This is a genomic window from Acidovorax sp. LjRoot204, from assembly GCF_056175785.1.
In genome coordinates this window covers 1-23,599 of record NZ_JBGFFF010000044.1, presented here as the reverse complement: position 1 = coordinate 23,599, position 23,599 = coordinate 1, and the positions used below count along the sequence as shown (strand labels likewise).

Sequence of the window (23,599 nt, the reverse complement as noted above, 5' to 3'; positions counted from 1 at the left end):
GGGCGATGATTACTTGCCACGCTGGGCCACAACTTCAGCTGGCTGCACCAGCTGGCCGGTCTTGTTGGACCAGTTGTTCTTGGTATAGGTGACCACGGCGGCGATGTCGGTGTCGCTCAGCTGTGCCCATGCAGGCATGGCGCCGTTGTTCTGCCCCTTGAGCAGCACCTGGATCTGCTTGGCATGATCGGCATCCAGCACCACGGCAGCGCCGTCGAGGGGCTTGATSGGGCCRGCGCCCTTGCCGTTGGCCTGGTGGCAGGCSGCGCAGTTGGCSGCATACACCTTCTCGCCGCGCTTGAGAATGTCGTCCAGTGCCCACACTTTCGTGGGGTCGTCCAGCTTGGCTGCGGCCTTCTTCTTTTGTTCGTCCACCCAGGCGGTGTAGTCCTCAGCGGACACCACCTTCACGTGGATGGGCATGTAGGCGTGTTCCTTGCCGCACAGCTCGGCGCACTGCCCGTAGTAGTCGCCGATCTTCTCGGCGCGGAACCAGGTGTCACGCACAAAGCCAGGGATCGCGTCCTGCTTGATGCCGAAGGCAGGCACCATGAAGGCGTGGATCACGTCGTTGGCCGTAGTGATGATGCGGATCTTCTTGTTGACCGGCACCACCATGGGGTTGTCCACCTTGAGCAGGTAGTTGGCGGGAGCGTCCTTGACGTTGCCACTGTCGGACATCACGCGGTGGCTGCTGTCCAGCGTGGAGATGAACGCCAGGCCTTCGCCTTCGCCCGTGATGTAGTCATAGCCCCACTTCCACTGGTAGCCCGTGGTCTTGATCGTGAGGTCGGCGTTGGTGGTGTCCTTCTGGGCCACCAGCACCTTGGTGGCGGGCAAGGCCATCAGGATCACGATGATGAAAGGAACAATGGTCCACACCACTTCAACCGTCACCGACTCGTGGAAGTTGGCAGCCTTCGCGCCTTTGGAGCGGCGATGCTTCCAGATCGAGTAGAACATCACGGAGAACACTGCAACAAAGATCACCGTGCAGATGATCAGCATCATCCAGTGCAGAAAGTGCTGCTCTTCTGCGATCTTGGTGACGGGCGGCGCCAGGTTCAGCTGGTTGACTGCAGGGCCGCCAGGCAGGTCCTGAACGGCATGGGCTGCGGAGCCCACCCATGCACCGGCAATCAGCAGCAGAGAAGCCAGCTTGTTGGAAATGCTCTTCATAGTTCTCACTTACTTCTAAGCCTCAATTTAACCAATCCCTTTCGCGCGCCTGCGTGGGGTCAGGCAGCGCGCAAGGCCATGCGGATCTCCGATGCCAAGGCCGGTCGGAGCTCTGGGCGCACATAGCGCCCCACCTCTACCGAACGGCCCTGCGCAGACAGCGTGATCAGCGAATGGTCTCCCGTCTTGGGCTCTACGCGAACCCGGCTCCGGTCAAACTCCGCGCGCTCCAGCCTGCCTGCTGTCTCCAGCTCCACCACAAGGCGCGAGCCCTGCAATGAAATCCTCTCGCCATCCGCCGCATGGCGACCGTACATGGCGAATGCAATCCCTACTGCCACGATTTCGAGCCAGGCGAAGGGCATCACTAGGTGGGCGCCGAGCATCCAGAAGAATGTCGCGATCCCCAGGGACACCACACACAGCGACAGGTACATCCAGCCCAATTGCGTCGGCGTGACCGAACAATTGCGAACCAGACGCCAGTCAATGCGCTGACCCGACACCGTGGCAAAACGAAAAACCAAGCCCGTCACCGTGAGTGCTCACAAGACTGCCGGCTGCAGCACACGTTGCGCCTTGGGCACAACAGGCACAGCCTGCCAAATTGCGCGGGAAGATGCCCGAAATCTCAATAACCAAGAATTGTAGCGTGCCTTGTTCCAAGTCATTGACACGCCGTTACAGGTTAGTTCTCAGTGCCGCCCTTGCGCAACATGGCACGCATGTCCTGCAGCGACACCGCGCTGCTGGAACTGACGCGCACCCGGGGTGCAGGCTTGAAGGCATGGCCATAGATGATTTCAAAAGTCAGTGCCAACTGACCATTCTGGCCCGGATCGGCCAGACGCTCAGACAGCACTTGGTAGAGCTTGTCGCGCCAGCGCCGTCCGCGCAATGAGGGAAAGCGATCAGGGTGCAAATTGACACCCAGCTCGCGCAGCTCCTGAACCAGCCGCTCGGGAGTGGCAAATGTGAGCGTGATGCGCTCCATGTCCATCACCGGCTCTGCAAAACCTGCGTGCACCAGCATGTCACCCCAGTCGTGCATGTCGGTAAAGKCATGGCCCGCAGGCGGCCAGCCCAAGGCGGCGTACACGCCATGCAGTTCGCGCAGCGTGTCCGGTCCGAGACACGAGAACATCAGATAACCGTCCACCGCCAGGGCGCGGTGCCAGCGGCCAATCAAATCCTGCGGGTCGGCCGCCATGTGCAGCGMCATGTTGGACCACAACATATGCACACTGGCATCGGCAGGCGGCCCCATTTGCAGGGCCCCAGCACCCCAGCGGGCGGGGTTCCACCAGGGCTTGGCCAATGCCTGCCTCGCAACGGGTTCGCAATGCGCGCTGGTCTCGTACACCTGGCAGCGCGCCTGCGGGTAGCGAGCACTCACCAGGGCATGCGCCTGCAAACCGCCACGCACTGGGTCCCAGTGGCACCAGGACTCTGGGGCCTGGCGAATCCACTGCAGTCGGTCCTCCATGCGGCGCGCCACTTCTTCGTGCAGCCAAGGGGACGCAGCCGGCGCTGCGGCATGCCAGCGGGCGGCGGCAACAGGATCAATGGTGGGGGGACGCTCGGAGGACATGGGCGGTACAGAAGGACGCGCGAGTATATTGATTCATGCTCTTTTTGGGTTTGCCAGGGATTTCACGCCGCCTCCACGCCTGGGTGGACAAAGTGCCCAGCCAGTGCGCCGTGTGCCACGCCTGGCCGTCGCAGCGTGTCTGCAATGCGTGTTTGATGCGGTTTGCCCAGCCTGCCACGCGTTGCCAGCGCTGCGCCCTGCGGGTGCCCGCAGGGATTGCTGTGTGCGGCGCCTGCCTGCAGAACCCGCCCAGCTTCGACGCCTGCATTGCCGCCGTGGACTACGCTTACCCCTGGGCCGACGCCCTGGCGCAGTTCAAGTTTCGCGGCGATCCGGGGTGGGCCAGGGCCTTGGCCACCCTCATGCGCAGCACGCCCTGGATGGAGCCGGCGCTGGACGCGGCCGACCGAGTACTGGCGGTGCCCCTGTCCACCGAGCGCCTGCGCGAGCGGGGCTTCAACCAGGCGGCCCTGCTGGCGAGGCAGCTGGCTGGTGCCAAAGCGGACTGCCACACGCTGTTGCGCCTGCACGCCACCGAGGCACAAAGCGGCCTACCCCGGGCGCAGCGGCTGCGCAACCTGCGTGGCGCCTTCGCCGTTGAACCCGCCCGCGCAGCCAGCCTGCGCGGCCAGCGGGTGGTACTGATCGACGACGTGATGACCACGGGCGCCACCCTGCATGCTGCTACGTTGGCACTGCGCGAGGCGGGTGTCGCGCACGTCACAGCCGCTGTGCTGGCGCGCACGGAGCTGGACTGAAAAGCACCAGACAGGTAGCGAACAGGAACCGAGGAGGTAGTGCACACCTACCAAAGGGATACTTTTGATTACGAGCGGTTGCTCAACTCACAGGTCCAACGATGACAATGGCGGTCATGTTCCATATCGTCCTCGTCGAACCCGAGATCCCGCCCAACACCGGCAACGTGATTCGCCTGGCGGCCAACACCGGGTGTTCGCTGCACTTGATCGAGCCCCTGGGGTTCTCGATGGAAGACCGCCAGATGCGGCGGGCAGGGCTGGATTACCACGAATACGCCAGCGTGCAGGTCCATGCGGGCTGGACGGCCTTTCTGCGAGACACCCAGCCGGACCCGACCCGCATGTTTGCGATGACCACGCATGGCTCACAACCCGTGCACTCCACGTGCTTCCTGCCCGGCGACTGGATGGTGTTTGGCGCTGAAACGCGGGGACTCCCCCCCGAGTTGCGCGAGAGCTTCCCGCCGGCGCAGCGCCTGCGCCTGCCCATGGTGCCGGGTCAGCGCAGCCTCAATTTGTCCAACGCGGTGGCGGTGACCGTGTTCGAGGCCTGGCGCCAGAACAGCTTTGCCATGCCCGACGGGCAGGTCATGGTCGAGCCCGAGGGCACGATCATCAGCGGGTTCGCGCAACTCAACTGAGCTGGCCGGACTTTTCCGCCATGGCGCGGGGCACATGTTCGGTCAGGAAGTCCAGAAACACCCGCGTGCGCGCGGGCAGCATGCGGCCCGAGGGCAGCGCCGCATAGATCGTGTAGCGCGAAAAGATCCAGCCGGGCAGGATGTGGACCAGTTCGCCGCGGGCCAGGTGCTCCTCGGCCAGCAGGCGCGACGTGACAGCCACGCCCGCCCCGTCCACTGCGGCACGCATCAGCAGCTCGGTGCTGACGGACTGCAACACCGCCGGTGCGTCCACTTCTTCGTCCGGCACGTCTGCCCGCAGCGACTGCAGGCGCAGCTTGCGGCCGGGCCCTGACTGCAGGCGCACGGGCGCGCTCGAGTCGCGCAGGTAGTCGTGGTGCACCAGGTCTTGCGGCTCACGCGGAATGCCCCGGCGCTCCAGGTAGTCGGGGGACGCCACCACAATCGCCTCCCCCTGTACCAGGGGGCGCGCGACGATGTTGGCGTCAAAGTCCTCGCCCGCCACCATGATGGTCACATCGAACTCATCCACTCGGCTGGAGGCATAGGCGTCCATGCTGATGTCCAGCATGAGCTTGGGATAGTAGGCATGCCACACCGCCACCATGGGTGCCAGAAAGTTGGTGGCGAGCACTGGTGCCGCCACGATGCGGATGGTGCCGCGCAGATCGCGCGTGCTGGCAGCGGCAGCCGCCTCGGCATCATCGATCTCGTGCAGGATGGCGCGCACCCGCTGCAGGTACGACTCGCCCGCGTCGGTCAGCGCCAGCTTGCGGGTGGTGCGTTGCAGCAGGCGCGTGCCCAGATGCTGCTCCAGCTCGGCCACCATGCGGGTGACCACGGGGGGCGACATGTCCATGGCGCGGGCAGCGGCGGCAAAGCCGCCCTCTTCCACCACGCGCTCGAAGATCTTCATGGCTTGCAGGCGGTCCATGGTTCAGACCTCCTGCCCGGTGGCGACCCGACTCAGGCGGGGGCGCCGAAGTTGCGCGCCAGCGATTCGGCCACGCACACCGGCTTGTCGCTGCCCTCGCGCTCCACGGTCACCAGCCAGGTCATCTGCATGCCATCGGGCGCCACGGGCTCGGCAGCCTGCAGCGYGAGACGCGCTCGCAAGCGGCTGCCCACCGGCACCGGCGCGGTGAAACGCACCTTGTTCAGCCCGTAGTTGACGCCCATGCGCGCACCCTCGATGGTCAGCCCCGTCTCGAAGAATTGCGGAATCAGCGACAGCGTGAGAAACCCGTGCGCAATGGGCGCGCCAAACGGCCCGGCCTTGGCRCGCTCGRSGTCSACATGGATCCACTGGTGGTCGCCCGTGGCCTGGGCAAACAGGTTGACCTGTTCCTGCGTGATGGTGATCCAGTCGGTCACGGCGAYCTCCTGGCCCACGCAGGCGCTGACTTCGGAATAAGAGCGGAAGATTTTCATCGTTGCAATGTAGCCCTGCGCTCCGGCGCGCCTTGTCTGCCGGGTGACAGGTGTTTTCCCGGGGGATTGGATGTACGTCGTGCTTCACGCTGTCCTTCAAGAATTGAGCCACGTGCAGATCCCTTGCCACTGCTCCAGGTCGCGTGCCACGCGGCCAGGGGCCACGTCAAACAGCGTGAGGCCGTGTGCTGCCAGGTGGATGTAGTTCTGCGTGTCACGCAGATAGCCCAGTACCGGAAACCCCAGGCTGTCCACAAAATGATGCAGTTGCTCGGCCGCCTTGGTGCGCGCATCCACCCGCATGCCGACGATGCCCACGGGCACCCCGGCGGCGTGGCGGTGCTCGGCCAGCTGGTCCAGAAAGGCCCGCGTGGCAAAGATGTCGAACACGCTGGGCTGCAGCGGCACGATGACCTTGTCAGCCAGCTTGAGCACATCGTTCAGGCGCCAGCCGTGCAGGCCGGCGGGCGTGTCAAGTACCGCGTGGGTGGTGCCCTTGGGCGGGCGGCTGATGACGTCCGAGCTGGTGTCCCAGCTGCCGATGGGGCGCGCAGCGGGCGGGCGCAGGCCCAGCCACAGCCGGGCGGACTCCTGCCGGTCGGTGTCGCCCAGAATCACGGGATGCCCCTGGCTGGCAAAGTAGCCCGCGATGTTGGTGGACAGCGTGGACTTGCCCACTCCGCCCTTCGGGTTGGCGACAACAACTACTGGCATGACAAGCTCCTTGGAATCTGCAGGTCCATGAAAATACAAGCCAAATCAGCCTCAAGCGCAATATTCATATGCGCTAGCAGCTATCAAATCAGAAGCACCCTCTGACACCCCAGCGGTGCCACAGCCGCCTCAGGCGTGCTGACCACCGCGCTTGACGAAGAACAGCCCCGCCCCCACCGCCATCAGCAAACCGCCAAACACGCGGTTCTGCGCCCGCACGGCCCGCGCACTGCGCATCAGGCGGCGCAGCGCGCTCGCCCCCGCAGCGTAGCCGTGCATGACCACCACGTCCACCGTCACCGTGGTGGCGGCCATCACCAGCAGCTGCGTCCACAGCGGGCGCGTGTCGGTCATGAACTGGGGCAGCACGGCCACCATGAAGATGATGCCCTTGGGGTTGGTGGCGTTGGTCAGAAAGCCGGTCAGGCAGCGTTTTTGCCAGGTGCCCGCCGACTCGGTCTCATCACCTTGTACCGGCGATTTATCACCAGCACGCCACTGGCAGAAGCCCACATAGATCAGATAACACGCGCCCAGCACCTTGACGATGCTGAACGCCACCTCGGACGCCAGCAGCAGCGAGCCCACGCCCGCCCCGGCAATCAGCAAAATCAGCAACAGCCCCAGCTGCAGGCCCAGGATGGTGGCGCCCGTCTTGCGCACACCGAACGACAGACCATGGCTCATCGACAACACAGCCCCCGAGCCCGGCGACACCGCAATCAGGCACGACGCCGCAAAAAAAGYCAGCCAAGTCTGCAAATCCATGGGTCACCGTGCCTGTGTGCGAAGAAGGGCCCGCATCTTAGCAACGCAGGGCTCCATGCACCATGATCTGCATAAAAACAGGCTCAGGCGCTAGATAATCATGCCTTAATAGCTATCAAATAAATAGCGCCATAGATCCAACCCACGGCACCCAACCCAACGCCTTGCAGCGGTGCCAGAATCTGCCACACCCGCCCCACTCCTCGGGGACGCGGTGTTCTGCCTCCCCACGACGACCCCCAAGCGCACGCCCATCCATGGAACACGCCCCCACCTGGCTCACCTACGGTTTCCTGTACCTCACCGCCGCCGTGCTGGCCGTGCCCATTGCCAAGGCGCTGGGCCTCGGCGCCATCATTGGCTACCTGGCAGCGGGCATCGCCATCGGGCCCTGGGGCCTGGGGCTGGTCAGCAACGTGCAGGACATCCTGCACTTTGCCGAGTTCGGCGTGGTGCTCATGCTGTTCCTGGTCGGGCTGGAGCTGCAACCCAGCCGCCTGTGGGCGCTGCGCCGCCCCATCTTTGGTACCGGCACCGCCCAGGTGCTGGGTTGCGCGGCGGTGCTGTTCGCGCTGGGTGCGCTGGCCGGCCTGCCCTGGCGCGTGAGCCTGGTGGGCGCGCTGGGCCTGGCGCTGTCGTCCACCGCCATTGCGCTGCAATCGCTGGCCGAGCGCAACCTGATGCGCACACAAAGCGGCCAGGCCGGCTTCTCGATCCTGCTGTTCCAGGACGTGGCGGCCATCCCCATCCTGGCCCTGCTGCCCGTGCTGGGCGCGGCCGCCGGTGAAGGCGCAGGCCACACCCCGGGCGAGATGGTGCTGGAGGTGCTGAAGATCGTCGGCGTGATCGCCGCCATCATCCTCGGCGGGCGCCTGCTGCTGCGCCCCGTGCTGCGCTGGATCGCCAAGAGCAACACCCCCGAGATCTTCACCGCCGCCGCGCTGCTGCTGGTGGTGGGCATTGCGTACCTGATGGTGCTGGTGGGCCTGTCGATGGCGCTGGGCGCCTTCCTCGCCGGCGTGCTGCTGGCCGACAGCGAATACCGCCGCGAGCTGGAGGCCGACATCGAGCCCTTCAAGGGCCTGCTGCTCGGGCTGTTCTTCATCGCCGTGGGCATGAGCATCGACTTCGGCGTGATCCTGCGCTCGCCCGGGCTCATGGCCGCCATCCTGGTCGGCTTTCTGGYCGCCAAGGCCGTGGTCATCTACGCCCTGGCCAAGGTGGTTGAGATTCCCTACCAGGAGCGCCCTGTCTTCACCCTGCTGCTGGCCCAGGGTGGCGAGTTTGCGTTTGTGGTGTTCCAGGCCGCGGCCGGCGCCAACGTGTTCCCGGCCGAGACTGCCTCGCTGCTGATTGGGGCCGTGGCGCTGTCGATGCTGATCAGCCCGCTGCTGCTGGTGCTGCTGGACCGCGTGCTGCTGCGCCGCTACGCCCAGCTCAAAAACACAACGCCCCAGGCCGAGGAAATTTCCGAACCCCAAGAGGCGCCCATCATCATCGCGGGCTTCGGCCGCTATGGGCAGATCGTCTCGCGCGTGCTGCTGGCCCAAGGCATCCCCACCACCGTGCTGGACCACAGCGTGGACATGCTGGAGGTGGCGCGCACCTTTGGTTACCGCGTGTTCTACGGCGACGCCACGCGGCTCGACCTGCTGCGTATCGCCGGGGCCGAACACGCGCGCATCCTGGTGGTGGCCGTGGACGATGCCGAGCAGTCCCTGCAGATCGCCAAACTGGCGCGCGAGCACTTCCCGCACCTGCAGATCGTGGCCCGCGCGCGCGATGTGACGCACTGGAACAAGCTGCGCGACCTGGGCGTGACACTGGTGCAGCGCGAGCTGTTCGAGTCCAGCCTGCAAAGCGCCCACACCGTGCTGGAGCTGATGGGCCTGCCACCCGCGCAAGCCACCGCCATCACCCAGCGTTTTCGCACCCACAACATCGCCCTGGCCGACCGCATGTACCCGCACCACAAGGACCGCGCCAAGTTCATCGCCGTGGCGCGCGAGGGCCGCAACCAGTTTGCGGAGCAGATGGCGAGGGAGCGGCAGGAAGGTGCGGCGTTGAATGCGGCGGGAGGGGCGTACCCAGGGTATGGCGGGGCGGAGGGGGCCGAGGATGGGGAGGGGGCTACCTCTATCCAAAAATTGGATTAAAAATAGGTTTCTCCGCTCGATCAGCATGACTTTTTAGCTATGCATTTGATAGCAAAAACCTCGCGCGGTGCGGAGGGCTCCACCTAGATGTCAGGCACCGCAAAATTTGCTTCTGCGGCATGTCGCAACTTCCGCCATGGGCCTGAAGGCGACGCTGAACGTCGCATCCTTTCGCGATCAGGGGTGTGAAGTAATCCTCTGCTCGGAAATCGCCTATCTGGTGTCCTGCCCAAACAGTTCGTAAGCTATTGGGTTGCCTCCGCGCCTAAGGAAAACCCATGTCAACAGACAAAGACGACGATCAGCCCGACCTTCCATTGTTTGAGGATGAGCAAGCCCTTCTAGATGCGCTGAGCGAATCTACGATTCGGGAAATCGATTCTGCACTCTTGACAAATTGCGCTCATAGCTGGCGCAAGGTCGCGAGAGTTGTTGGAACGACAATGATGACTCAGCCCTTTAAGGAGATGCGTCTGCCGGACGTTTGCTATGCCACCCGGGTAGTCGCTCTGGTCAACCAGCGCAAGCTCGAGTCAGCTGGAAACTTGAACTACATGCGTTACAGCGAGATCCGCCTTCCTCAAGACTCGGAATCGGGCATGCGTAGCTCAGCGAAATAATTAGTGACGCCAGTTGGTTCGCAAAGCCGACGCCAACAGAGAATTGCTGCGGGTTAAGTGGCTTCGAGTCCTTGCAGCAAACGACCGCTCATGGCCGAAAGCAGAAGTCTAGCCTCGGAGTTCAGATTGGGCTCCTGGCGGGGCCGCGTGCTGCTACATGGATTGCAACTTCGTTTGAACGATACGTTTCGCGTTGTCCCGGGATAGCCCAAAAAGTCCCAGTTTTCGCGCCGCACGGCGGTGGTGGTTATCTCAACTCCCTCAAGAAGGCACTGCGGCTTCTCGCACTCCGGTCACTTCATTGCAAAATATCAAACGATAACCATTCGCATTATAATTCATCACTTTCTTGCCAGCCAACGTCCCTTGCCACGTGAGCCAGCGCCCCCAGCGTTTGTTGTCCGCTCACCTCCATCGGGACCCCCATGTCTTCTCAGCCCCTGCGCTTCGCGCACGCCCCGCGCTTGCCATCCGTCCGCGCGGACCGCCTCTTCACCCTGGCCCCGCTGGCCTTGTGCCTCGCCCAGGCCGCCATGGCGCAGCAGGCCAGCGCACCCACTGCAGACCCAGCAACGGCAGCCCCCCAGTTGCAGGAAGTCCGCATCAACGCCAGCACTGAAAAAGATATGGGTTTCGCACCCGTCGAGGCACAGACCGCCAGCAAGGCGCCCATGCGGCGGCTGGAAACGCCGCAGTCCGTCAGCGTGGTCACGCGTGAGCAAATGGAATCCCGGCAGATCACCAACGTGCAGCAGGCGCTGCAGACCGTGGCGGGGGTGAGCCCGGTCAACTTTGGGCGCCGGGGGTTTGATGACCTCAACATCCGGAGCTTTCGCTCCACCGAATCCATACTTGTCGATGGCCTGGTGCAGAGCCCGGGCATGTGGGCCAAGCTGCAGCCCTACGGCTACGAGCGCTTCGAGGTGCTCAAAGGCTCGGCCTCAGTGTTGTACGGCCAGGTGCAGCCCGGCGGCATCGTCAACGCGGTGAGCAAGCGGCCCAAGAAGGAGGCGATCAACGAGGTAGGCGTGGAGGTGGGCAGTTTCGGCCAGCGCACGCTACAGGCTGACATCAACAGGCCGCTGTCCGAATCGGGCAAGACGGCGCTGCGCATCAATGCGCAGGTGTCCAACGTGGACGACCCCACGCAGTTCGTCTACCGCAAGGACCGGTGGTTTGCGCCGTCGCTCTCCATCGACCTGGGCCCGCAGACCGATCTGGTGCTGTTTGCCACCTACAGCCAAAGCCAGTGGATGCGCCAGCAGGGCATCACGCCCTACGGCACGCTGCTGCCCAACCGCAACGGCACGCTGCCCGTCACGATGTTCACGGGAGACCCAAGTTTTGGTGGGTATGACGTAGAGAGCAAAACCGTGGGCTACACGCTGGAGCACAAGATGTCGGAGGCCATAACCTTCCGCCAGAACGTGCGCTACGAGACCGAGAAGGGCACAGGCAACTTTGTCTCCAACCAGGCGCTGCAGGCCAACCAGCGGCTGCAGAACCGCCAGGCCTCGCGCCAGTACATGGACTACGACCTGCTGGCCACCGACACCTCGCTGCTGTCGCGCTTTGAAGCGCTGGGCGTAAAGCACCAGCTGGTGACGGGCCTGGATGTGCGCAGCGGCACCAGCCTGCTGGCCAGCCGCACCTGCCGCATCGGCGCGCTGGACTTGTTTGCGCCCGTGTACGGCATGCAGGCCACCTGCCCCGAGGCGCTGACCAGCGATGCGCCTTCCAAGCTCACCGTGGCGGGCCTGTATGCGCAGGACCAGATCAAGTTTGGCCAGGGCTGGACGGCCCTGGTAGGCCTGCGCCGCGATTGGTCCACCAACGACACCAACAACCGCGTGGCCAACACGCAGACGCGCCAGAAGGACAACGCCACCACGCTGTCGGCCGGCCTGGTGTACGAGTTCAAGCCGGGCTGGGCTGCGTATGGCAGCTATGGCGAGTCCTTCCTGCCCCAGTCGGGCCTGACGTTTGGTGGATCGAACTTCGTGCCCGAAACCGGCAAGCAGTGGGAGGCGGGCGTGAAGTACGAGGCCCCCGGTGGCCAGATCACCGGCGCGCTCGCCGTGTTCGACCTGGTGCGCCAGAACGTGACCACCGCCGACCCGGTGAACACGGGCTTCAGCGTGCAGACCGGCGAGCAGCGCGCACGCGGGCTGGAGCTGGAGCTGGGCGCCGACCTGAAGAACGGCTGGAAGATCACCAGCGCCTACACCTACACACAAAGCAAGGTCACGCGCGATAACAACGCGGCGATTGTGGGCCTGCCGCTCAACCTCACGCCGCGCCACACCCTCACGGCCTGGGCCACCTACAAACTGCCGCAGTACCAGCGGGTGACGCTGGGCCTCGGCGGACGTTATGTGAGCGAGCAGATCGGCTCGTACCCCTTCACGCTGCCGTCGTACTTTGTGGCCGATGCGTCCGTCAGCTACGTGGGCGAGAACTACCGCGTGACGGCGGGCGTGAAGAACGTGTTCAACAAGGCGTACTACGACGGCGCGATCAACGCCAATGTGGTCTCGCCCTCGCTGCCGCGCAACTTCAGCCTGGGTGTGACGTACTTCTTCTGRCGCAGCGCCCCCACCCCGCCGCCCACACGCCATGACCAGCCAGCGCACGCTCAACCGCCTCTTCACCCTGCACTCCTGGGCGGGCATCGTCACGGGGCTGCTGCTGTTCATCGTGTGCTTTTCGGGCGCGGTGGTGGTGTTCAAGAACGAGATCGACCTCTGGGCCAACCCTTCACTGGCCAAGCTGCCACGCTCTGAAAAGCCTGCCTCGCTCGACGCGGTGCTCACGCAGCTGCGGACCCGCTACCCGGGCGCGACGGTGGAGACCATCGCGCTGCCCGATGCGGTCAACCCCAGCTACTTCGCGTTTGTGCGCGAGCGCGGAGCCCCGGCCCACACGCGCACCAAGGTGGCCTTGCGCTCCGACACCGGCACGGTGGTGGGCCCGGTGGACAGCCAGCTCGGCCAGTACCTGCGCATGCTGCATGTGTTCCTGTTCTTCGGGCCGCGCTGGATCGTGGGGTTCCTCGGCGCAGCCATGCTGGTACTGATTGCCACCGGCATCGTCATCCACCGCAAGATCCTGGCCGAGCTGTTCACCCAGCGCTGGGGCCGCAGCTTTCGCGTGGTGATGTCGGACCTGCACAAGTCCGCCGGCATCTGGGGGCTGGGCTTTCACATCCTGATCGCCACCACCGGCGCATGGATGGGCCTGGCGCCGCTGTTCGAGCAGGGCTACAAGTTCATCACCACCCCTGTCGCAATGGCGCCCTCTCAGCCCGCGCGCAAGGCCGAGGGCAGCGAGCCCGCACCCATGCAGTCGCTGGACGCGATGTATGCCACCGCGCAGCAGGCCGTGCCGGGGCTGGAGGCGCGCTATGTGTCGCTGCGCCGCTGGGGCACGGGCACCGCCGAGGCGGGTTTCACCGGCAACCTGAGCGGCCACCTGGCCAGCACCGCGCGGGTGGACATCCATGCCGTCACGGGCGTTCCCAAGAAGGTGCACGACCCACGCACGGCGGGCTTCTGGTCGCTGGTCAACAGCCTGATGGAGCCACTGCACTTTGGCGACTTTGGCGGGCTGGCGCTCAAGTGGCTGTATTTTTTTCTGGGCATGACCCCGGCGTTTTTGTCGATCTCGGGCACGCTGATCTGGCTGGATGCGCGCCAGCAGCGCAGGCGCGAGGCCGACGCGGCACATCCGGCGTCCGCAGGCAACGCCATCGCGGCGGGCTGACGGGCACCACCCCCCACCTTCCACACCACACCCACCATGCAACGTTTCTTTCTGGCCCTGCATGCCACCGTGCCCGCAGCGCTCCTCGTGGCGGTGTTCATACACCTGTGGGGACCTGCGGGCTTGGCCCCGCTGGCGCAGCGGCCCGTGTGGACGGTGTGGGTGCTCATTGCCGTGTGGCTGCAGATGTCGGTCCTGGCCGCGTGGGCGCTGCGCACGCTGGCGCTGTGGCGGGTGGCGCTGGGCAGCACCGGAGCGCTGTTGGCCGTGGCAGCACTCACCGGCCTGGCACTCGGTAGCGCCCTGGCACCCGCCATGGCCATGGGCCTTGCGGCCACGGGTCTGGCCTGTGCGGGCGTGGCGGCGTTCATGGGCCCGCAGCGGGTGCAGCAGGTTCATCGGCGCCGGGGGAGTCGCCCGTCCATTGCGATCACCCCGGCGGCACCACAGCATGTGGTGTCCCACACGGGCCGCCCCTGGCCGTTGGCACCGCTGGCGCACCTGCCCTTCTGGCTTTGCGCGGCGCTGGCGGTGGAGTCATTCCGTCTGGCGCACATCGTGGCTGTTGAGCCCGCTCGATCGGCCGGCATGCTGGGCCTGCTGCTGTCGTTTTTTGTCGGGTTGCCTGCGGCCACGGTGCGCACCTGGGCGCCCCGCACCAGCGCCCTGCTGTGGCTGCTGGCAGGGCTGGCCTGTGCCGGCCTGGCAGCCAAGGCCGGGCTGCAGCAAGGCTGGGTGGCTGCCATGCTCTGCACGGCAGCAGCCTGCAGCAGCGTGCGGCCGCTGCACCACCGGCTGGGGGCCCGGGGCCTGGGCCATCGCAGCCGCACCCGTCACACCCCGCGCCACCCACGGCCCTCGGAGACCGCATGAACGAACTGCTGGGCATTGCCGCCGCCTTGGCCTCGCTGGTGGCACTGGCCTGCTGGGCCCGCACAGTGCCCACCCGTGCGTGGGGCGATGACACACCCACGGGTGCGGCGCGATGGTGCGCCAAGGCGGTGGCGCTGGGCACCTTGCTGTTGCAGACCACCACCGCCAGCCTGGCTGCTGGCTGGGTCGCCGGTGTGGCCCTGGTGCTGGCCGCATGGATGGTGCTGGGCTGGTTGCTGGTGCTGGCCATGAACCTGTGGCCCCAGGCCAGCCAGCGCTGGGCACTGCGGCTGGGGTGGCTGGGCCTGGGCGGATGTGTGCTGGCGCTGGTGGCCTGCGCATTGGGCGAGGGCCTGCTGCGCTGAGTGGACGCAGGCGAGTGCTGCACCGGGACCTGACGGGGCCCACCGGGCATACACAACGCCCATCTGCATATTTTTTGCTCAAAATTCGCTCAAGCGCTACTGATTCATACCTCAATAGCTATCAAATAGATAGCGATCAACCCCCCATGGAATCGCCGGCGGCCACGGCACAATCGTCGCCATGGATTCGCTGATCATCAACGCCCCCTGGGTGCACACCCTGCGCTTTGTGCTGGAAGTGGCCGCCACCGTGGCTTTCGCGCTGTCGGGCGTGATGGCCGCCGCGCGCAAGCGGCTGGATGCCGTGGGCGTGTGTGTGGTGGCCTTCGTGGCCGCGTTTGGCGGGGGCACACTGCGCGATTTGCTGCTGGACCAGCGGCCCTTTTTCTGGATTCGCCACACCGAGTTTGTGTGGGGCATTCTGGCGCTGTGCATCGGCGCCATGCTGTTCATGCGCCAGCGGCACTTTGAGCCCACCGAGCGCGCCATGCTGCTGCCCGACGCCATCGGCCTGGGCCTGTTTGCCGCTGTGGGCGTGGACATTGCCACCACCATTGGCATGCCGCCCATCATCAGCGTGATGATGGGCGTGACCACCGGCGTGTTTGGCGGTGTGCTGCGCGACGTGCTGTGCAACGAGGTGCCCCAGGCCTTCAGCGACCACCGCCCCTATGCGCTGTGCGCGTTTGCGGGCGGCTGGGCCGACGTGGCCCTGCGCCAGATGCAGGCTCCCGACTGGGCGCCGCTGGTGGTCTCCGTGCTGCTCACCGCCGGGCTGCGCGGGCTGGCGGTGTGGCGCAACTGGGAGCTGCCTGCGTGGCGGGTGTGATGGGGGCATCGGCCCCCTCCCGCGCAGGGCTGGCGCGCCTGTGACAGCATCGGGTGCCCGAGGCCCGCACACTGGCCTCCGTCCGACTGCAGGAGACACACAACAATGACCACCGCACCCACGCCCACCCACCTGCGTGCCACGGCCCTTATCGACAGCGACGCACCTTCGATCAAGGCCTTTGCCGCCCAACACGCGCACGGCGCCACCGACCGCGAACGCGCGGTGGCCCTGTACCTGGCCGTGCGCGATGGTTTCCGCTACGACCCCTACCGCATCGACCTGTCGCCCCAGGGCATGACGGCCAGCACCGTGCTGGCCAACGGCTATGGCTGGTGCGTGCCCAAGGCCGCACTGCTCACCGCTGTGTGCCGTGCGACAGGYATCCCGGCGCGCATGGGCTTTGCCGACGTGCGCAACCACCTCAGCACCGAGCGCATGCGCGAGACCATGAAGACCGACCTCTTCATCTGGCACGGCTACACCGACATCTGGCTGGACGGCGCCTGGCGCAAGGCCACCCCCGCGTTCAACATCGAGCTGTGCGAGCGCTTTGGCCTGCTGCCGCTGGAGTTTGACGGGGAGAACGACTCGATCTACCACCCGTTCGACCAATCGGGCGCACGCCACATGGAATACGTGCACCAGCGCGGCGCGTTTGACGACATGCCGCTCGCGCAGGTCGTGGCCGACTTTCGCACGGTGTACGGCGGCTGGCTGCAGGGTGACGCCACCCGCAGCAGCCTGCAGGACGCCAGTTTTGCCAACGACATTGAAAATGAAAAGGAAGCCCGCTGATGACGCACGCCCCCGAGAACGCCACCACCGCCCCCATCCCCGCAGGTTTTGCGCCGCTGGTGGCCGGGGGCCCTTACATCCAGCACAACGGCCCGCTGTATGTGCTGCACCAGGGCAACGTGGTGAAGTTCGGCTTTCGCGTGGAGCCGCGCCACACCAACCCCATGGGCAACCTGCACGGCGGCATGATGGCCACGTTCTGCGACATGCTGGTGCCGCTGTCGGTGCACCGCAAAAGCGATCAGGTGTCGGACCGCTTCTTGCCCACCATCAGCCTGCAGATCGACTACCTGGCCCCCGCCCCGCTGGGCGCCTGGGTGGAGGGCGAGGCCGAGCCGCTGCGCATCACGCGCTCGCTGGTGTTTGCGCAAGGGCTGGTCACAGCTGATGGCGTGCCCTGCGCGCGGGTGAGCGGCGTGTTCAAGATCGGGCCCGTGGCGCCCCGCGACGCCGTGGAGTGAGCGGCACTGGGCGTCACGCCCAAGGCCCCAGGCCTCCAGCTGCGCGCCCCCCGGCGCACAAGCCTGACCCGCACCGCTCAGGCTGCGCCCAGCGCGCCCACCACATGCTCCACAAACCGCGCCAGCTTGGGCAGTTGCCGCCGGTCGGGCGCATACACCAGGTGCATCGGGCGCGGCACGGGCAGGCAGTGCTGCATCACCGGCACCAGCGCGCCACTGGCCAGGTCGTCAGCCAGTAGCACCTCGGGTTGCATGATCAGGCCCAGGCCGCCCAACGCCGCCTGGCGCAGGCCATCGCCCTGGTTGCACACAAAGCGCGCGTTCTCGGGCCAGAAGAAATCCTCGTTGCCGTCGTGCAAGGTCCATTCCACCCGGCGCTGCCACACCGAGTGGCTGAGGCACTGGTGGCGCGCCAGGTCGGCCGCGCGTTTGGGCGTGCCGTGGCGCTGCAGGTACGCGGGTGCTGCGGCAATCACCATGCGGTAGGGGCGCAGCGGGCGCGCCACCAGGCCCTCGTTCACCACCTGGCCAATGCGCACGGCCACGTCAAAGCCCTCGCCTGCCAAGTCCACCACGCTGTCGGTCAGTTGCAGGTCCACACGCACCTGGTCGTGGCGCTGCAGAAAGTCGGCCACCAGCGGCGCGATCACGTGGTTGCCCAGCGTGAAGGGCGCGCTCACCCGCAGCAGGCCCTGCGGCACGGCGCGGCTGCGCTCCACGGCGGACTCAGCCCAGCGCACCTGCTCCAGCACGCGTTTGCTGTCGTCGTAGAACGCGGCGCCCACCTCGGTCAGGCTGTTCTGGCGCGTGCTGCGCTGGAACAGGCGTGCGCCCAGGTGGGTCTCCAGCTGCTGGATGTGCTTGCCCACCATCACGGCGGAGATCTGCAGCTGGCGCGCGGCAGCGGCAAAGCTGCCGGCCTCCGCCACGGCCACCATGACTTCCATATTGCGCAGCCTGTCCATGGCAACTCCCTCAATTCCTAATCAATGGTTAGCACAAGCATAACTTGTAGGTACTTTATATTCCGATTGATTAGCAAAAGAATCGGGCTGTCAGTTCCTCATCAACCCTTTTTGACACCCAAGGAAAACACCATGTCCAAGATTCTTCTCATCGGCGCGAGCGGCACCATCGGCCAGGCCGTGCTGGCCAACCTGGGCACACGCCACGACGTGATCACCGTGGGCCGCAGCAGCGGCACGCACCGTGCGGACTTCTCGCAGCCAGGCGCGGTTGCCCAACTGTTCGAGGCGGTGGGCAAGGTCGATGCCATCGTGAGCACCGCAGGCAACCTGCACTTTGGCCCGCTGGCCGAAATGACGACCGAGCAGTTCAACCTGGGCCTGCAGGACAAATTGCTGGGCCAGGTGCAGCTGGCGCTGGTCGGCCAGAAGTATCTGAACGATGGCGGCTCCATCACGCTGACGGCGGGCATCCTGTCGATTGAGCCCATCCGCAACGGCGCCAGCGCCACGGCCGTGAACGCGGCCATCGAAGGTTTTGTGGCTGCCGCCGCCATCGAGCTGCCGCGCGGCCTGCGCATCAACGCCATCAGCCCCACGGTACTGACCGAGTCGATGGGCAGCTACGGGCCGTTCTTCCCGGGGTTCGAGCCGGTGCCCGCCGCACGCGCGGCGCTGGCCTACCAGCGCAGCGTGGAAGGCGCGCAGACGGGGCGTGTGTACCGGGTGCAGTGATCCCGCCGACCCGAATGTGAAACGAAAATAGCTGCTACCGCCCGATGCATGAGCGGTAGCAGCTATCAATCTGGTAGCTACAAAAAATCTTGGTAGCGCTTAGTCCAGGCTCGCCCCAGACTCCTTCACGACCTTGCCCCACTTGACGGACTCGGCCTGGATGAAGGCAGCAAACTGTTCGGGCGTTTCGCTGTACGTCTCGGCGCCCTGCTCGTTGATCTTCTTCTTCACCTCGGCCTGGTTCAGCACCTTCACCAGTGCGGTGTTGAGCTTGGCCAGCACCGGCGCAGGCGTGCCGGCGGGCGCAAACATGCCAAACCACGAGGTGGCTTCATAGCCGGGCACGCCGGCTTCGGCGATAGTCGGCACGTTGGGCAGCTCGGGCGAGCGCTTGGCCGTGGTCACGGCAATGGGCACCAGCTTGCCACTGCGCACATGCTGGATAGCCGAGGGCATGTTGTCGAACATGATGCCGATCTGGTTGCCCAGCAGGTCGGTGACGGCCGGGGCGCTGCCCTTGTAGGGCACGTGCACCATGTCCACCTTGGCCAGGCTCTTGAACAGCTCGCCCGACAGGTGGATGGAGCTGCCGTTGCCCGACGAGCCAAAGTTGACCTTGCCGGGGTTGGCCTTGGCGTAGGCGATCAGTTCCTTCACGCTCTTGTAGGGCTGAGCGGGGTTGGCCACCAGCAGGTTGGGCACATTGGCCACGCGGGTCAGCGGTGCAAAGTCCTTGATGGGGTCGAACGGCATCTTCTTGTACAGGCTGGCGTTGATGGCGTGCGTGCCCACCGTGCCCATGAAGAGTGTGTAGCCATCTGCCGGGGCCTTGGCCGCCATGGCGCCGCCGATGTTGCCGCCCGCACCTGCGCGGTTGTCCACGATGACGGACTGGCCCAGCTCGGCGGTCAGCGCCTGGCCGATGATGCGGGCCAGGATGTCGGTGGTGCCGCCTGCCGCAAAGGGCACGACGATGGTGACGGGCTTGCTCGGATAAGCCTGGGCGAGCGCAGCGCTGCTGCCCAGCAGGCCGATACCAGCGAGGGCGGTGACTGCAGCGGCCGACAGCGCGAAGCGGCGGGTGGTGTGGATGGAATGGGTCATGGTTTGTCTCCTTCAAGAAGGTGGATGAATGAATGGGTCGGTGCCACCAGGGCCGCGTGGGCCCGCGTCTGGCCGCGCCGTGGCCTCAACCGGGCGCCGAGGCCTCCGGACGAGAACGGGGGGTGCCCCTTGCGGGGCGGCAAGGAAGATCAGTTCAGGTTGCTAAACAGGCGCCACTCCCAGCGTGGTGCCTCCGCACACGTACAACACCTGCCCGGTCACGAAACCGTTGTCGGGCGAGAGGAAAAACAGCGCCGCGCGCGCCACGTCGTCGGGCGTGCCCATGCGGCCCACGGCGATGCTGTTCAGGATGCGCTGCGTCTGCGGCGCACCGTCGGGGTTGCTCTGGCGGAACAGCTCGGTGGCGATGGGCCCGGGGCCAATCGCGTTGACGGTGATGCCGTCACGCCCCAGCTCCATGGCCAGCGTGCGTGTCATGCCGATCATTCCGGCCTTGGTGGCGGAGTAGACGATGCGCTCGCCCTTGCCCAAAGCGGCGCGCGATGACATGTTGACGATGCGGCCCTGCCCGCTGGCGCGCAATGTGGGCAAAAAGGCCTGCACCAGCAGCATGGGCGCGCGCAGGTGCAGCCCTACCACGTCATCCAGTTGGGCTGTGGTCGCCGTGTCGATGGTGCCAGGGCGCGTGGCGCCCGCGTTGTTTACCAGTGCGGTGACGTTGTGCTTGGCCGCAATCTCGGCCGCGCGTTCGCGGGTCGAGGCTTCGTCGGTCAGGTCGCCCTGGTACGAGGTGAGTTGCGGGTGGCTCCAGGTGGGCAGCACGTAGTCCAGGTTGACCACGGCGTGGCCTTGGGCCAGCACGGCTTCGGCAATCGCGCGGCCGATGCCGTTGCTGGCACCGGTGACGACCGTGACGGGAGTGCTTTTATCAATTGCGGTCACACGCGCTCCAGGATGATGGCAATACCCTGCCCCACGCCGATGCACATGGTGCACAGCGCGTACTGGCCCGCGTGCTCGTGCAGGCGGTTGACSGCGGTGGTGRCCAGGCGCGCGCCGCTGGCKCCCAGCGGGTGGCCSAGCGCRATGGCGCCGCCCCAGGCGTTCACGCGGGCATCGTCGTCCTTGAGGCCCAGCGCGCGCAGCACGGCCAGGCCTTGCGCGGCAAAGGCTTCGTTCAGTTCGATCACGTCCATGTGGTCGATGGTCAGGCCCGTCTGCGCCAGCACCTTCAGGGTGGCAGGCGTGGGGCCAAAGCCCATGATGCGCGGCGCCACACCGGCCACGGCCATGCCCACCACGCGGGCGCGGGGCTTGAGGCCATATTTGGCAGCATTGGCTTCATCGGCCAGCAGCAGCGCGCAGGCGCCGTCATTCACGCCGCTGGCGTTGCCCGCCGTCACCGTGCCATCTGGCCGCACCACGCCCTTGAGCTTGGCCAGCGCTTCCAGGCTGGTCTCACGCGGGTGCTCGTCCTGGCTCACGATGATCGCGTCGCCCTTCTTTTGCGGGATGTGCACCGGCACGATCTCGCGCGCCAGATGGCCGGCCTTGATGGCGGCCACGGCGTTGAGCTGGCTGCGCAGGGCCATCWGGTCCTGSGCYTCGCGCTCRATCTTGWAGTCGGTGGCCACGTTCTCGGCSGTYTCGGGCATGGAGTCSACRCCGTACTKYKCCTTCATSAGCTTGTTGACRAAGCGCCAGCCRATSGTSGTGTCRTACACCGCGTTGTTRCGGCTGAAGGCSSWCTCKGCCTTGGGCATGACGAAGGGGGCGCGGCTCATGCTCTCCACACCGCCCGCGATCATCAGACCTGCCTCGCCCGCCTTGATCGCGCGCGCTGCGGTGCCCACGGCATCGAGCCCCGAACCGCACAGGCGGTTGATAGTGGCGCCGGCCACGTCGATGGGCAGGCCCGCCAGCAGGCTGCTCATGTGGGCCACGTTGCGGTTGTCTTCACCGGCCTGGTTGGCGCAGCCGTAGAGCACGTCGSTCACGGCCGCCCAGTCCACGCCGGGGTTGCGCTCCATCAGCGCCTTGATGGGGATCGCACCCAGGTCGTCGGTGCGCACGCTGGAGAGCGCGCCGCCGTAGCGGCCAAAGGGGGTGCGGATGGCGTCGCAGATGAAGGCTTGGCGTTGTGTGCTCATGGTTTTGTCTCCTCGTTGCTTGGGGGGTGGATTCGTTCAGGCGGCAGGGCGGATGGGCAGGCCCACCAGTTGCTCCAGTTCAGCGTGCGACAGGCCGGGCACGGTGTCGATGAGCTGCAGCCCGTCGGGTGTACAGGCCAGTGTGCACAGATCGCTGTAGATGCGCTTCACGCACGCGACACCGGTGAGCGGGTAGGTGCACTGCGTCACGATCTTGCTGGTGCCCTGCTTGGTCAGCAGATCCATCATCACCCAGGTCTGCTTGGCGCCGATGGCCAGGTCCATTGCGCCGCCCACGGCCGGGATGGCGCCGGGCTCGCCGGTGCTCCAGTTGGCCAGGTCGCCCGTGGCGCTGACCTGGAAGGCGCCCAGCACGCAGATGTCGAGGTGTCCGCCGCGCATCATCGCGAAGCTGTCGGCGTGGTGGAAGTACGCGCCGCCGGGCAGCAGCGTGACGGGCTGCTTGCCCGCGTTGATCAGGTCGTAGTCCTCCAGCCCCGCAGCGGGCGCAGGGCCCATGCCCAGGATGCCGTTTTCGCTTTGCAGGATGACCTCGCGGCCTGCCGGGATGTGGTTGGCGACCAAGGTCGGCTGGCCGATGCCCAGGTTGACGWMGGCGCCGTCGWRGATGTCYTGCGCCACGCGTTTCGCCAGCTCGTCTTTACTACGCTTTTGATAGCTGCTCATGCTTATTCTTTCTGCGCTTGGGGCCAATATCACGCGGATTTCTTGAATCCGCCCGCCTGCGTGGCCGTGCGGTCGATCTTGACGACATGCGTCACGTAGATGCCGGGGGTGACGATGGCCTCGGGGTCCAGCGCGCCCAGCTCCACCACTTCGTGCACCGTGGCAATCGTGGTCTTGGCAGCGGTGGCCATCACCGGGCCAAAGTTGCGCGCCGACATGCGGTAGGTGAGGTTGCCCCAGCGGTCACCCTTCTCGGCCTTGACCAGGGCCACGTCGCCGTGGATSGGGTATTCGAGCACGTASTGYTTGCCGTYGATCTCRCGCGTTTCCTTGCCCGCAGCCAGTTCGGTGCCATAGGCCGTGGGGCAGAARAAGGCGCCGATGCCCGCRCCCGCRGCYCGSAKGCGCTCGGCCAGRTTGCCCTGGGGCACSAGTTCGAGTTCGAKCTTGCCRCTGCGRTACAGSYCATCGAACACMTAGCTGTCSACCTGGCGCGGAAAGCTGCAGATGATCTTGCGCACCTGGCCCGCCTTGAGCAGCGCAGCCAGGCCCTGGTCGGCATTGCCTGCGTTGTTGTTGACCACCGTGAGGTCCCGCGCACCGTGGGCGATGAGGCCATCGATCAGCTCGCCCGGAATGCCGGCCGTGCCGAACCCGCCTATCAACACCGTGGCACCATCCTTTACCCCCGCAAGGGCCTGGGCCACCGAGTCCGCCAGTTTGTTGATCATTGCAACGCTTTCTTGGTTTCTCTGTTGTGTCTTTGAAATTTGTTCGCATATAGAACAAATGTTCGCTTAAAGAATTATAGTTGGCATACGTATGAATTCCCAAACCCCTGAAGCCAAAGACCCCAAACCGAGCGACAGCTATGTGCAGTCGTTCGCGCGCGGGCTGGAGGTGATCCGCTCGTTCAGCGCGGCCACGCCGCAGCAAACCCTGAGTGAAGTCGCCGCGCAGACAGGTCTCACGCGCGCCGGTGCGCGCCGCATCCTGCTCACGCTGCAGACGCTGGGTTATGTGGAGACGGACGGCAAGCTGTTTCGCC

General features: G+C 65.7%; 26 protein-coding genes. 13 read left to right on the top strand and 13 right to left on the bottom strand.

Going from position 1 to position 23,599, the window contains the following annotated elements; genetic code table 11:
- Positions 1-9: 9 nt before the first annotated feature.
- The 3 genes from coxB to AC04MI_RS10415 form a co-directional block, all read right to left on the bottom strand.
- Positions 10-1,179 (bottom strand): cytochrome c oxidase subunit II, encoded by a 1,170-nt coding sequence (coxB, locus tag AC04MI_RS10425; RefSeq protein ID WP_436077671.1) that lies wholly within the window; start codon positions 1,177-1,179, stop codon positions 10-12.
- Between the two features lie 59 nt (positions 1,180-1,238).
- Positions 1,239-1,715 carry a DUF2244 domain-containing protein gene (locus AC04MI_RS10420; RefSeq protein WP_056066007.1) on the bottom strand — a complete coding sequence of 159 codons (477 nt, stop codon included), beginning with the start codon at positions 1,713-1,715 and terminating at the stop codon, positions 1,239-1,241.
- 152 nt (positions 1,716-1,867) lie between these two features.
- Positions 1,868-2,770 (bottom strand): biotin synthase, encoded by a 903-nt coding sequence (locus tag AC04MI_RS10415; protein ID WP_476497745.1) that lies wholly within the window; start codon positions 2,768-2,770, stop codon positions 1,868-1,870.
- 35 nt (positions 2,771-2,805) lie between these two features.
- On the opposite strand from AC04MI_RS10415, the gene AC04MI_RS10410 reads away from it, so the two are divergent.
- Together AC04MI_RS10410 and AC04MI_RS10405 are read left to right on the top strand one after the other, a co-directional pair.
- The gene (locus AC04MI_RS10410; RefSeq protein ID WP_436077670.1) at positions 2,806-3,528 is read left to right on the top strand and encodes a ComF family protein; all 723 of its coding nucleotides are present in this window, start codon (positions 2,806-2,808) and stop codon (positions 3,526-3,528) included.
- Between the two features lie 116 nt (positions 3,529-3,644).
- Positions 3,645-4,172 (top strand): tRNA (cytidine(34)-2'-O)-methyltransferase, encoded by a 528-nt coding sequence (locus AC04MI_RS10405; protein WP_056066014.1) that lies wholly within the window; start codon positions 3,645-3,647, stop codon positions 4,170-4,172.
- Here AC04MI_RS10405 and AC04MI_RS10400 read toward each other — a convergent pair.
- The 4 genes from AC04MI_RS10400 to AC04MI_RS10385 form a co-directional block, all read right to left on the bottom strand.
- Positions 4,165-5,106: a LysR family transcriptional regulator gene (locus AC04MI_RS10400; RefSeq protein WP_121942124.1), complete on the bottom strand. Its 942-nt coding sequence runs from the start codon at positions 5,104-5,106 to the stop codon at positions 4,165-4,167. The two genes, AC04MI_RS10405 and AC04MI_RS10400, sit on opposite strands and share 8 nt — an antisense overlap.
- A gap of 32 nt (positions 5,107-5,138) precedes the next feature.
- Positions 5,139-5,603: a MaoC family dehydratase gene (locus AC04MI_RS10395; protein WP_476497744.1), complete on the bottom strand. Its 465-nt coding sequence runs from the start codon at positions 5,601-5,603 to the stop codon at positions 5,139-5,141.
- A gap of 96 nt (positions 5,604-5,699) precedes the next feature.
- On the bottom strand, positions 5,700-6,317 hold the full coding sequence (locus tag AC04MI_RS10390) for a ParA family protein (RefSeq protein WP_056066024.1): 618 nt from the start codon (positions 6,315-6,317) through the stop codon (positions 5,700-5,702).
- Positions 6,318-6,446: 129 nt separating this feature from the next.
- Positions 6,447-7,085: a LysE family translocator gene (locus AC04MI_RS10385; protein ID WP_476497743.1), complete on the bottom strand. Its 639-nt coding sequence runs from the start codon at positions 7,083-7,085 to the stop codon at positions 6,447-6,449.
- Between the two features lie 257 nt (positions 7,086-7,342).
- Here AC04MI_RS10385 and kefC point away from each other — a divergent pair, with 257 nt between their 5' ends.
- From kefC to AC04MI_RS10340, 9 genes are all read left to right on the top strand, one after another.
- Positions 7,343-9,241, top strand: coding sequence for a glutathione-regulated potassium-efflux system protein KefC (gene kefC, locus AC04MI_RS10380; protein ID WP_476497742.1), 1,899 nt, complete (start codon positions 7,343-7,345; stop codon positions 9,239-9,241).
- Between the two features lie 278 nt (positions 9,242-9,519).
- Positions 9,520-9,861 (top strand): DUF3658 domain-containing protein, encoded by a 342-nt coding sequence (locus AC04MI_RS10375; protein WP_436077668.1) that lies wholly within the window; start codon positions 9,520-9,522, stop codon positions 9,859-9,861.
- Positions 9,862-10,286: 425 nt separating this feature from the next.
- Entirely contained in the window at positions 10,287-12,644 is a 2,358-nt protein-coding gene (locus tag AC04MI_RS10370) for a TonB-dependent siderophore receptor (RefSeq protein WP_476497741.1), read from the top strand.
- A complete protein-coding gene (locus AC04MI_RS10365; protein ID WP_476497749.1) occupies positions 12,532-13,623 on the top strand; it encodes a PepSY-associated TM helix domain-containing protein in 1,092 nt (363 codons plus the stop codon). The genes AC04MI_RS10370 and AC04MI_RS10365 overlap by 113 nt, the downstream gene beginning before the upstream one ends.
- 36 nt (positions 13,624-13,659) lie before the next feature.
- Positions 13,660-14,496: a hypothetical protein gene (locus AC04MI_RS10360; RefSeq protein ID WP_436077665.1), complete on the top strand. Its 837-nt coding sequence runs from the start codon at positions 13,660-13,662 to the stop codon at positions 14,494-14,496.
- Entirely contained in the window at positions 14,493-14,861 is a 369-nt protein-coding gene (locus AC04MI_RS10355; RefSeq protein ID WP_436077664.1) for a hypothetical protein, read from the top strand. The genes AC04MI_RS10360 and AC04MI_RS10355 overlap by 4 nt, the downstream gene beginning before the upstream one ends.
- A 181-nt stretch (positions 14,862-15,042) precedes the next feature.
- On the top strand, positions 15,043-15,690 hold the full coding sequence (locus tag AC04MI_RS10350; RefSeq protein WP_436077663.1) for a trimeric intracellular cation channel family protein: 648 nt from the start codon (positions 15,043-15,045) through the stop codon (positions 15,688-15,690).
- 105 nt (positions 15,691-15,795) lie between these two features.
- On the top strand, positions 15,796-16,488 hold the full coding sequence (locus AC04MI_RS10345; RefSeq protein ID WP_436077662.1) for a transglutaminase-like domain-containing protein: 693 nt from the start codon (positions 15,796-15,798) through the stop codon (positions 16,486-16,488).
- Positions 16,488-16,949, top strand: a complete 462-nt coding sequence (locus tag AC04MI_RS10340; RefSeq protein ID WP_110960151.1) for a PaaI family thioesterase — start codon at positions 16,488-16,490, stop codon at positions 16,947-16,949. Before AC04MI_RS10345 ends, AC04MI_RS10340 begins: the two co-directional genes overlap by 1 nt.
- A gap of 77 nt (positions 16,950-17,026) precedes the next feature.
- Here AC04MI_RS10340 and AC04MI_RS10335 read toward each other — a convergent pair whose 3' ends face one another.
- On the bottom strand, positions 17,027-17,914 hold the full coding sequence (locus AC04MI_RS10335; protein WP_436077661.1) for a LysR substrate-binding domain-containing protein: 888 nt from the start codon (positions 17,912-17,914) through the stop codon (positions 17,027-17,029).
- 132 nt (positions 17,915-18,046) lie between these two features.
- On the opposite strand from AC04MI_RS10335, the gene AC04MI_RS10330 reads away from it, so the two are divergent.
- A complete protein-coding gene (locus AC04MI_RS10330; protein WP_436077660.1) occupies positions 18,047-18,649 on the top strand; it encodes a short chain dehydrogenase in 603 nt (200 codons plus the stop codon).
- A gap of 99 nt (positions 18,650-18,748) precedes the next feature.
- On the opposite strand, the gene AC04MI_RS10325 is transcribed toward AC04MI_RS10330, so the two are convergent.
- The 5 genes from AC04MI_RS10325 to AC04MI_RS10305 all read right to left on the bottom strand — a co-directional run bounded on the left by AC04MI_RS10325 (position 18,749) and on the right by AC04MI_RS10305 (position 23,282).
- Positions 18,749-19,753: a Bug family tripartite tricarboxylate transporter substrate binding protein gene (locus tag AC04MI_RS10325; RefSeq protein ID WP_436077659.1), complete on the bottom strand. Its 1,005-nt coding sequence runs from the start codon at positions 19,751-19,753 to the stop codon at positions 18,749-18,751.
- A 162-nt stretch (positions 19,754-19,915) separates the two neighbouring features.
- Positions 19,916-20,647 (bottom strand): SDR family NAD(P)-dependent oxidoreductase, encoded by a 732-nt coding sequence (locus AC04MI_RS10320; RefSeq protein ID WP_369817001.1) that lies wholly within the window; start codon positions 20,645-20,647, stop codon positions 19,916-19,918.
- A 5-nt stretch (positions 20,648-20,652) separates the two neighbouring features.
- Positions 20,653-21,864, bottom strand: coding sequence for a 3-oxoadipyl-CoA thiolase (gene pcaF / locus AC04MI_RS10315; protein ID WP_476497740.1), 1,212 nt, complete (start codon positions 21,862-21,864; stop codon positions 20,653-20,655).
- A gap of 36 nt (positions 21,865-21,900) precedes the next feature.
- Positions 21,901-22,551 carry a 3-oxoacid CoA-transferase subunit B gene (locus AC04MI_RS10310; protein ID WP_476497739.1) on the bottom strand — a complete coding sequence of 217 codons (651 nt, stop codon included), beginning with the start codon at positions 22,549-22,551 and terminating at the stop codon, positions 21,901-21,903.
- Positions 22,552-22,580: 29 nt separating this feature from the next.
- The gene (locus AC04MI_RS10305; RefSeq protein WP_476497738.1) at positions 22,581-23,282 is read right to left on the bottom strand and encodes a 3-oxoacid CoA-transferase subunit A; all 702 of its coding nucleotides are present in this window, start codon (positions 23,280-23,282) and stop codon (positions 22,581-22,583) included.
- A gap of 91 nt (positions 23,283-23,373) precedes the next feature.
- On the opposite strand from AC04MI_RS10305, the gene AC04MI_RS10300 reads away from it, so the two are divergent.
- A partial coding sequence (locus tag AC04MI_RS10300) for a helix-turn-helix domain-containing protein (protein ID WP_476497737.1) occupies positions 23,374-23,599 on the top strand: 226 nt, incomplete at its 3' end.

Excerpts from the sequence above, each read along its gene's own strand:
- AC04MI_RS10405 (WP_056066014.1), top strand. The coding sequence starts at position 3,645 with ATGTTCCATATCGTCCTCGTCGAACCCGAGATCCCGCCCAACACCGGC.
- AC04MI_RS10330 (WP_436077660.1), top strand. The coding sequence starts at position 18,047 with ATGTCCAAGATTCTTCTCATCGGCGCGAGCGGCACCATCGGCCAGGCC.
- AC04MI_RS10375 (WP_436077668.1), top strand. The coding sequence starts at position 9,520 with ATGTCAACAGACAAAGACGACGATCAGCCCGACCTTCCATTGTTTGAG.
- AC04MI_RS10390 (WP_056066024.1), bottom strand. The coding sequence starts at position 6,317 with ATGCCAGTAGTTGTTGTCGCCAACCCGAAGGGCGGAGTGGGCAAGTCC.
- AC04MI_RS10355 (WP_436077664.1), top strand. The coding sequence starts at position 14,493 with ATGAACGAACTGCTGGGCATTGCCGCCGCCTTGGCCTCGCTGGTGGCA.
- AC04MI_RS10360 (WP_436077665.1), top strand. The coding sequence starts at position 13,660 with ATGCAACGTTTCTTTCTGGCCCTGCATGCCACCGTGCCCGCAGCGCTC.
- AC04MI_RS10410 (WP_436077670.1), top strand. The coding sequence starts at position 2,806 with ATGCTCTTTTTGGGTTTGCCAGGGATTTCACGCCGCCTCCACGCCTGG.
- AC04MI_RS10335 (WP_436077661.1), bottom strand. The coding sequence starts at position 17,914 with ATGGACAGGCTGCGCAATATGGAAGTCATGGTGGCCGTGGCGGAGGCC.
- AC04MI_RS10325 (WP_436077659.1), bottom strand. The coding sequence starts at position 19,753 with ATGACCCATTCCATCCACACCACCCGCCGCTTCGCGCTGTCGGCCGCT.
- AC04MI_RS10400 (WP_121942124.1), bottom strand. The coding sequence starts at position 5,106 with ATGGACCGCCTGCAAGCCATGAAGATCTTCGAGCGCGTGGTGGAAGAG.
- AC04MI_RS10340 (WP_110960151.1), top strand. The coding sequence starts at position 16,488 with ATGACGCACGCCCCCGAGAACGCCACCACCGCCCCCATCCCCGCAGGT.
- AC04MI_RS10350 (WP_436077663.1), top strand. The coding sequence starts at position 15,043 with ATGGATTCGCTGATCATCAACGCCCCCTGGGTGCACACCCTGCGCTTT.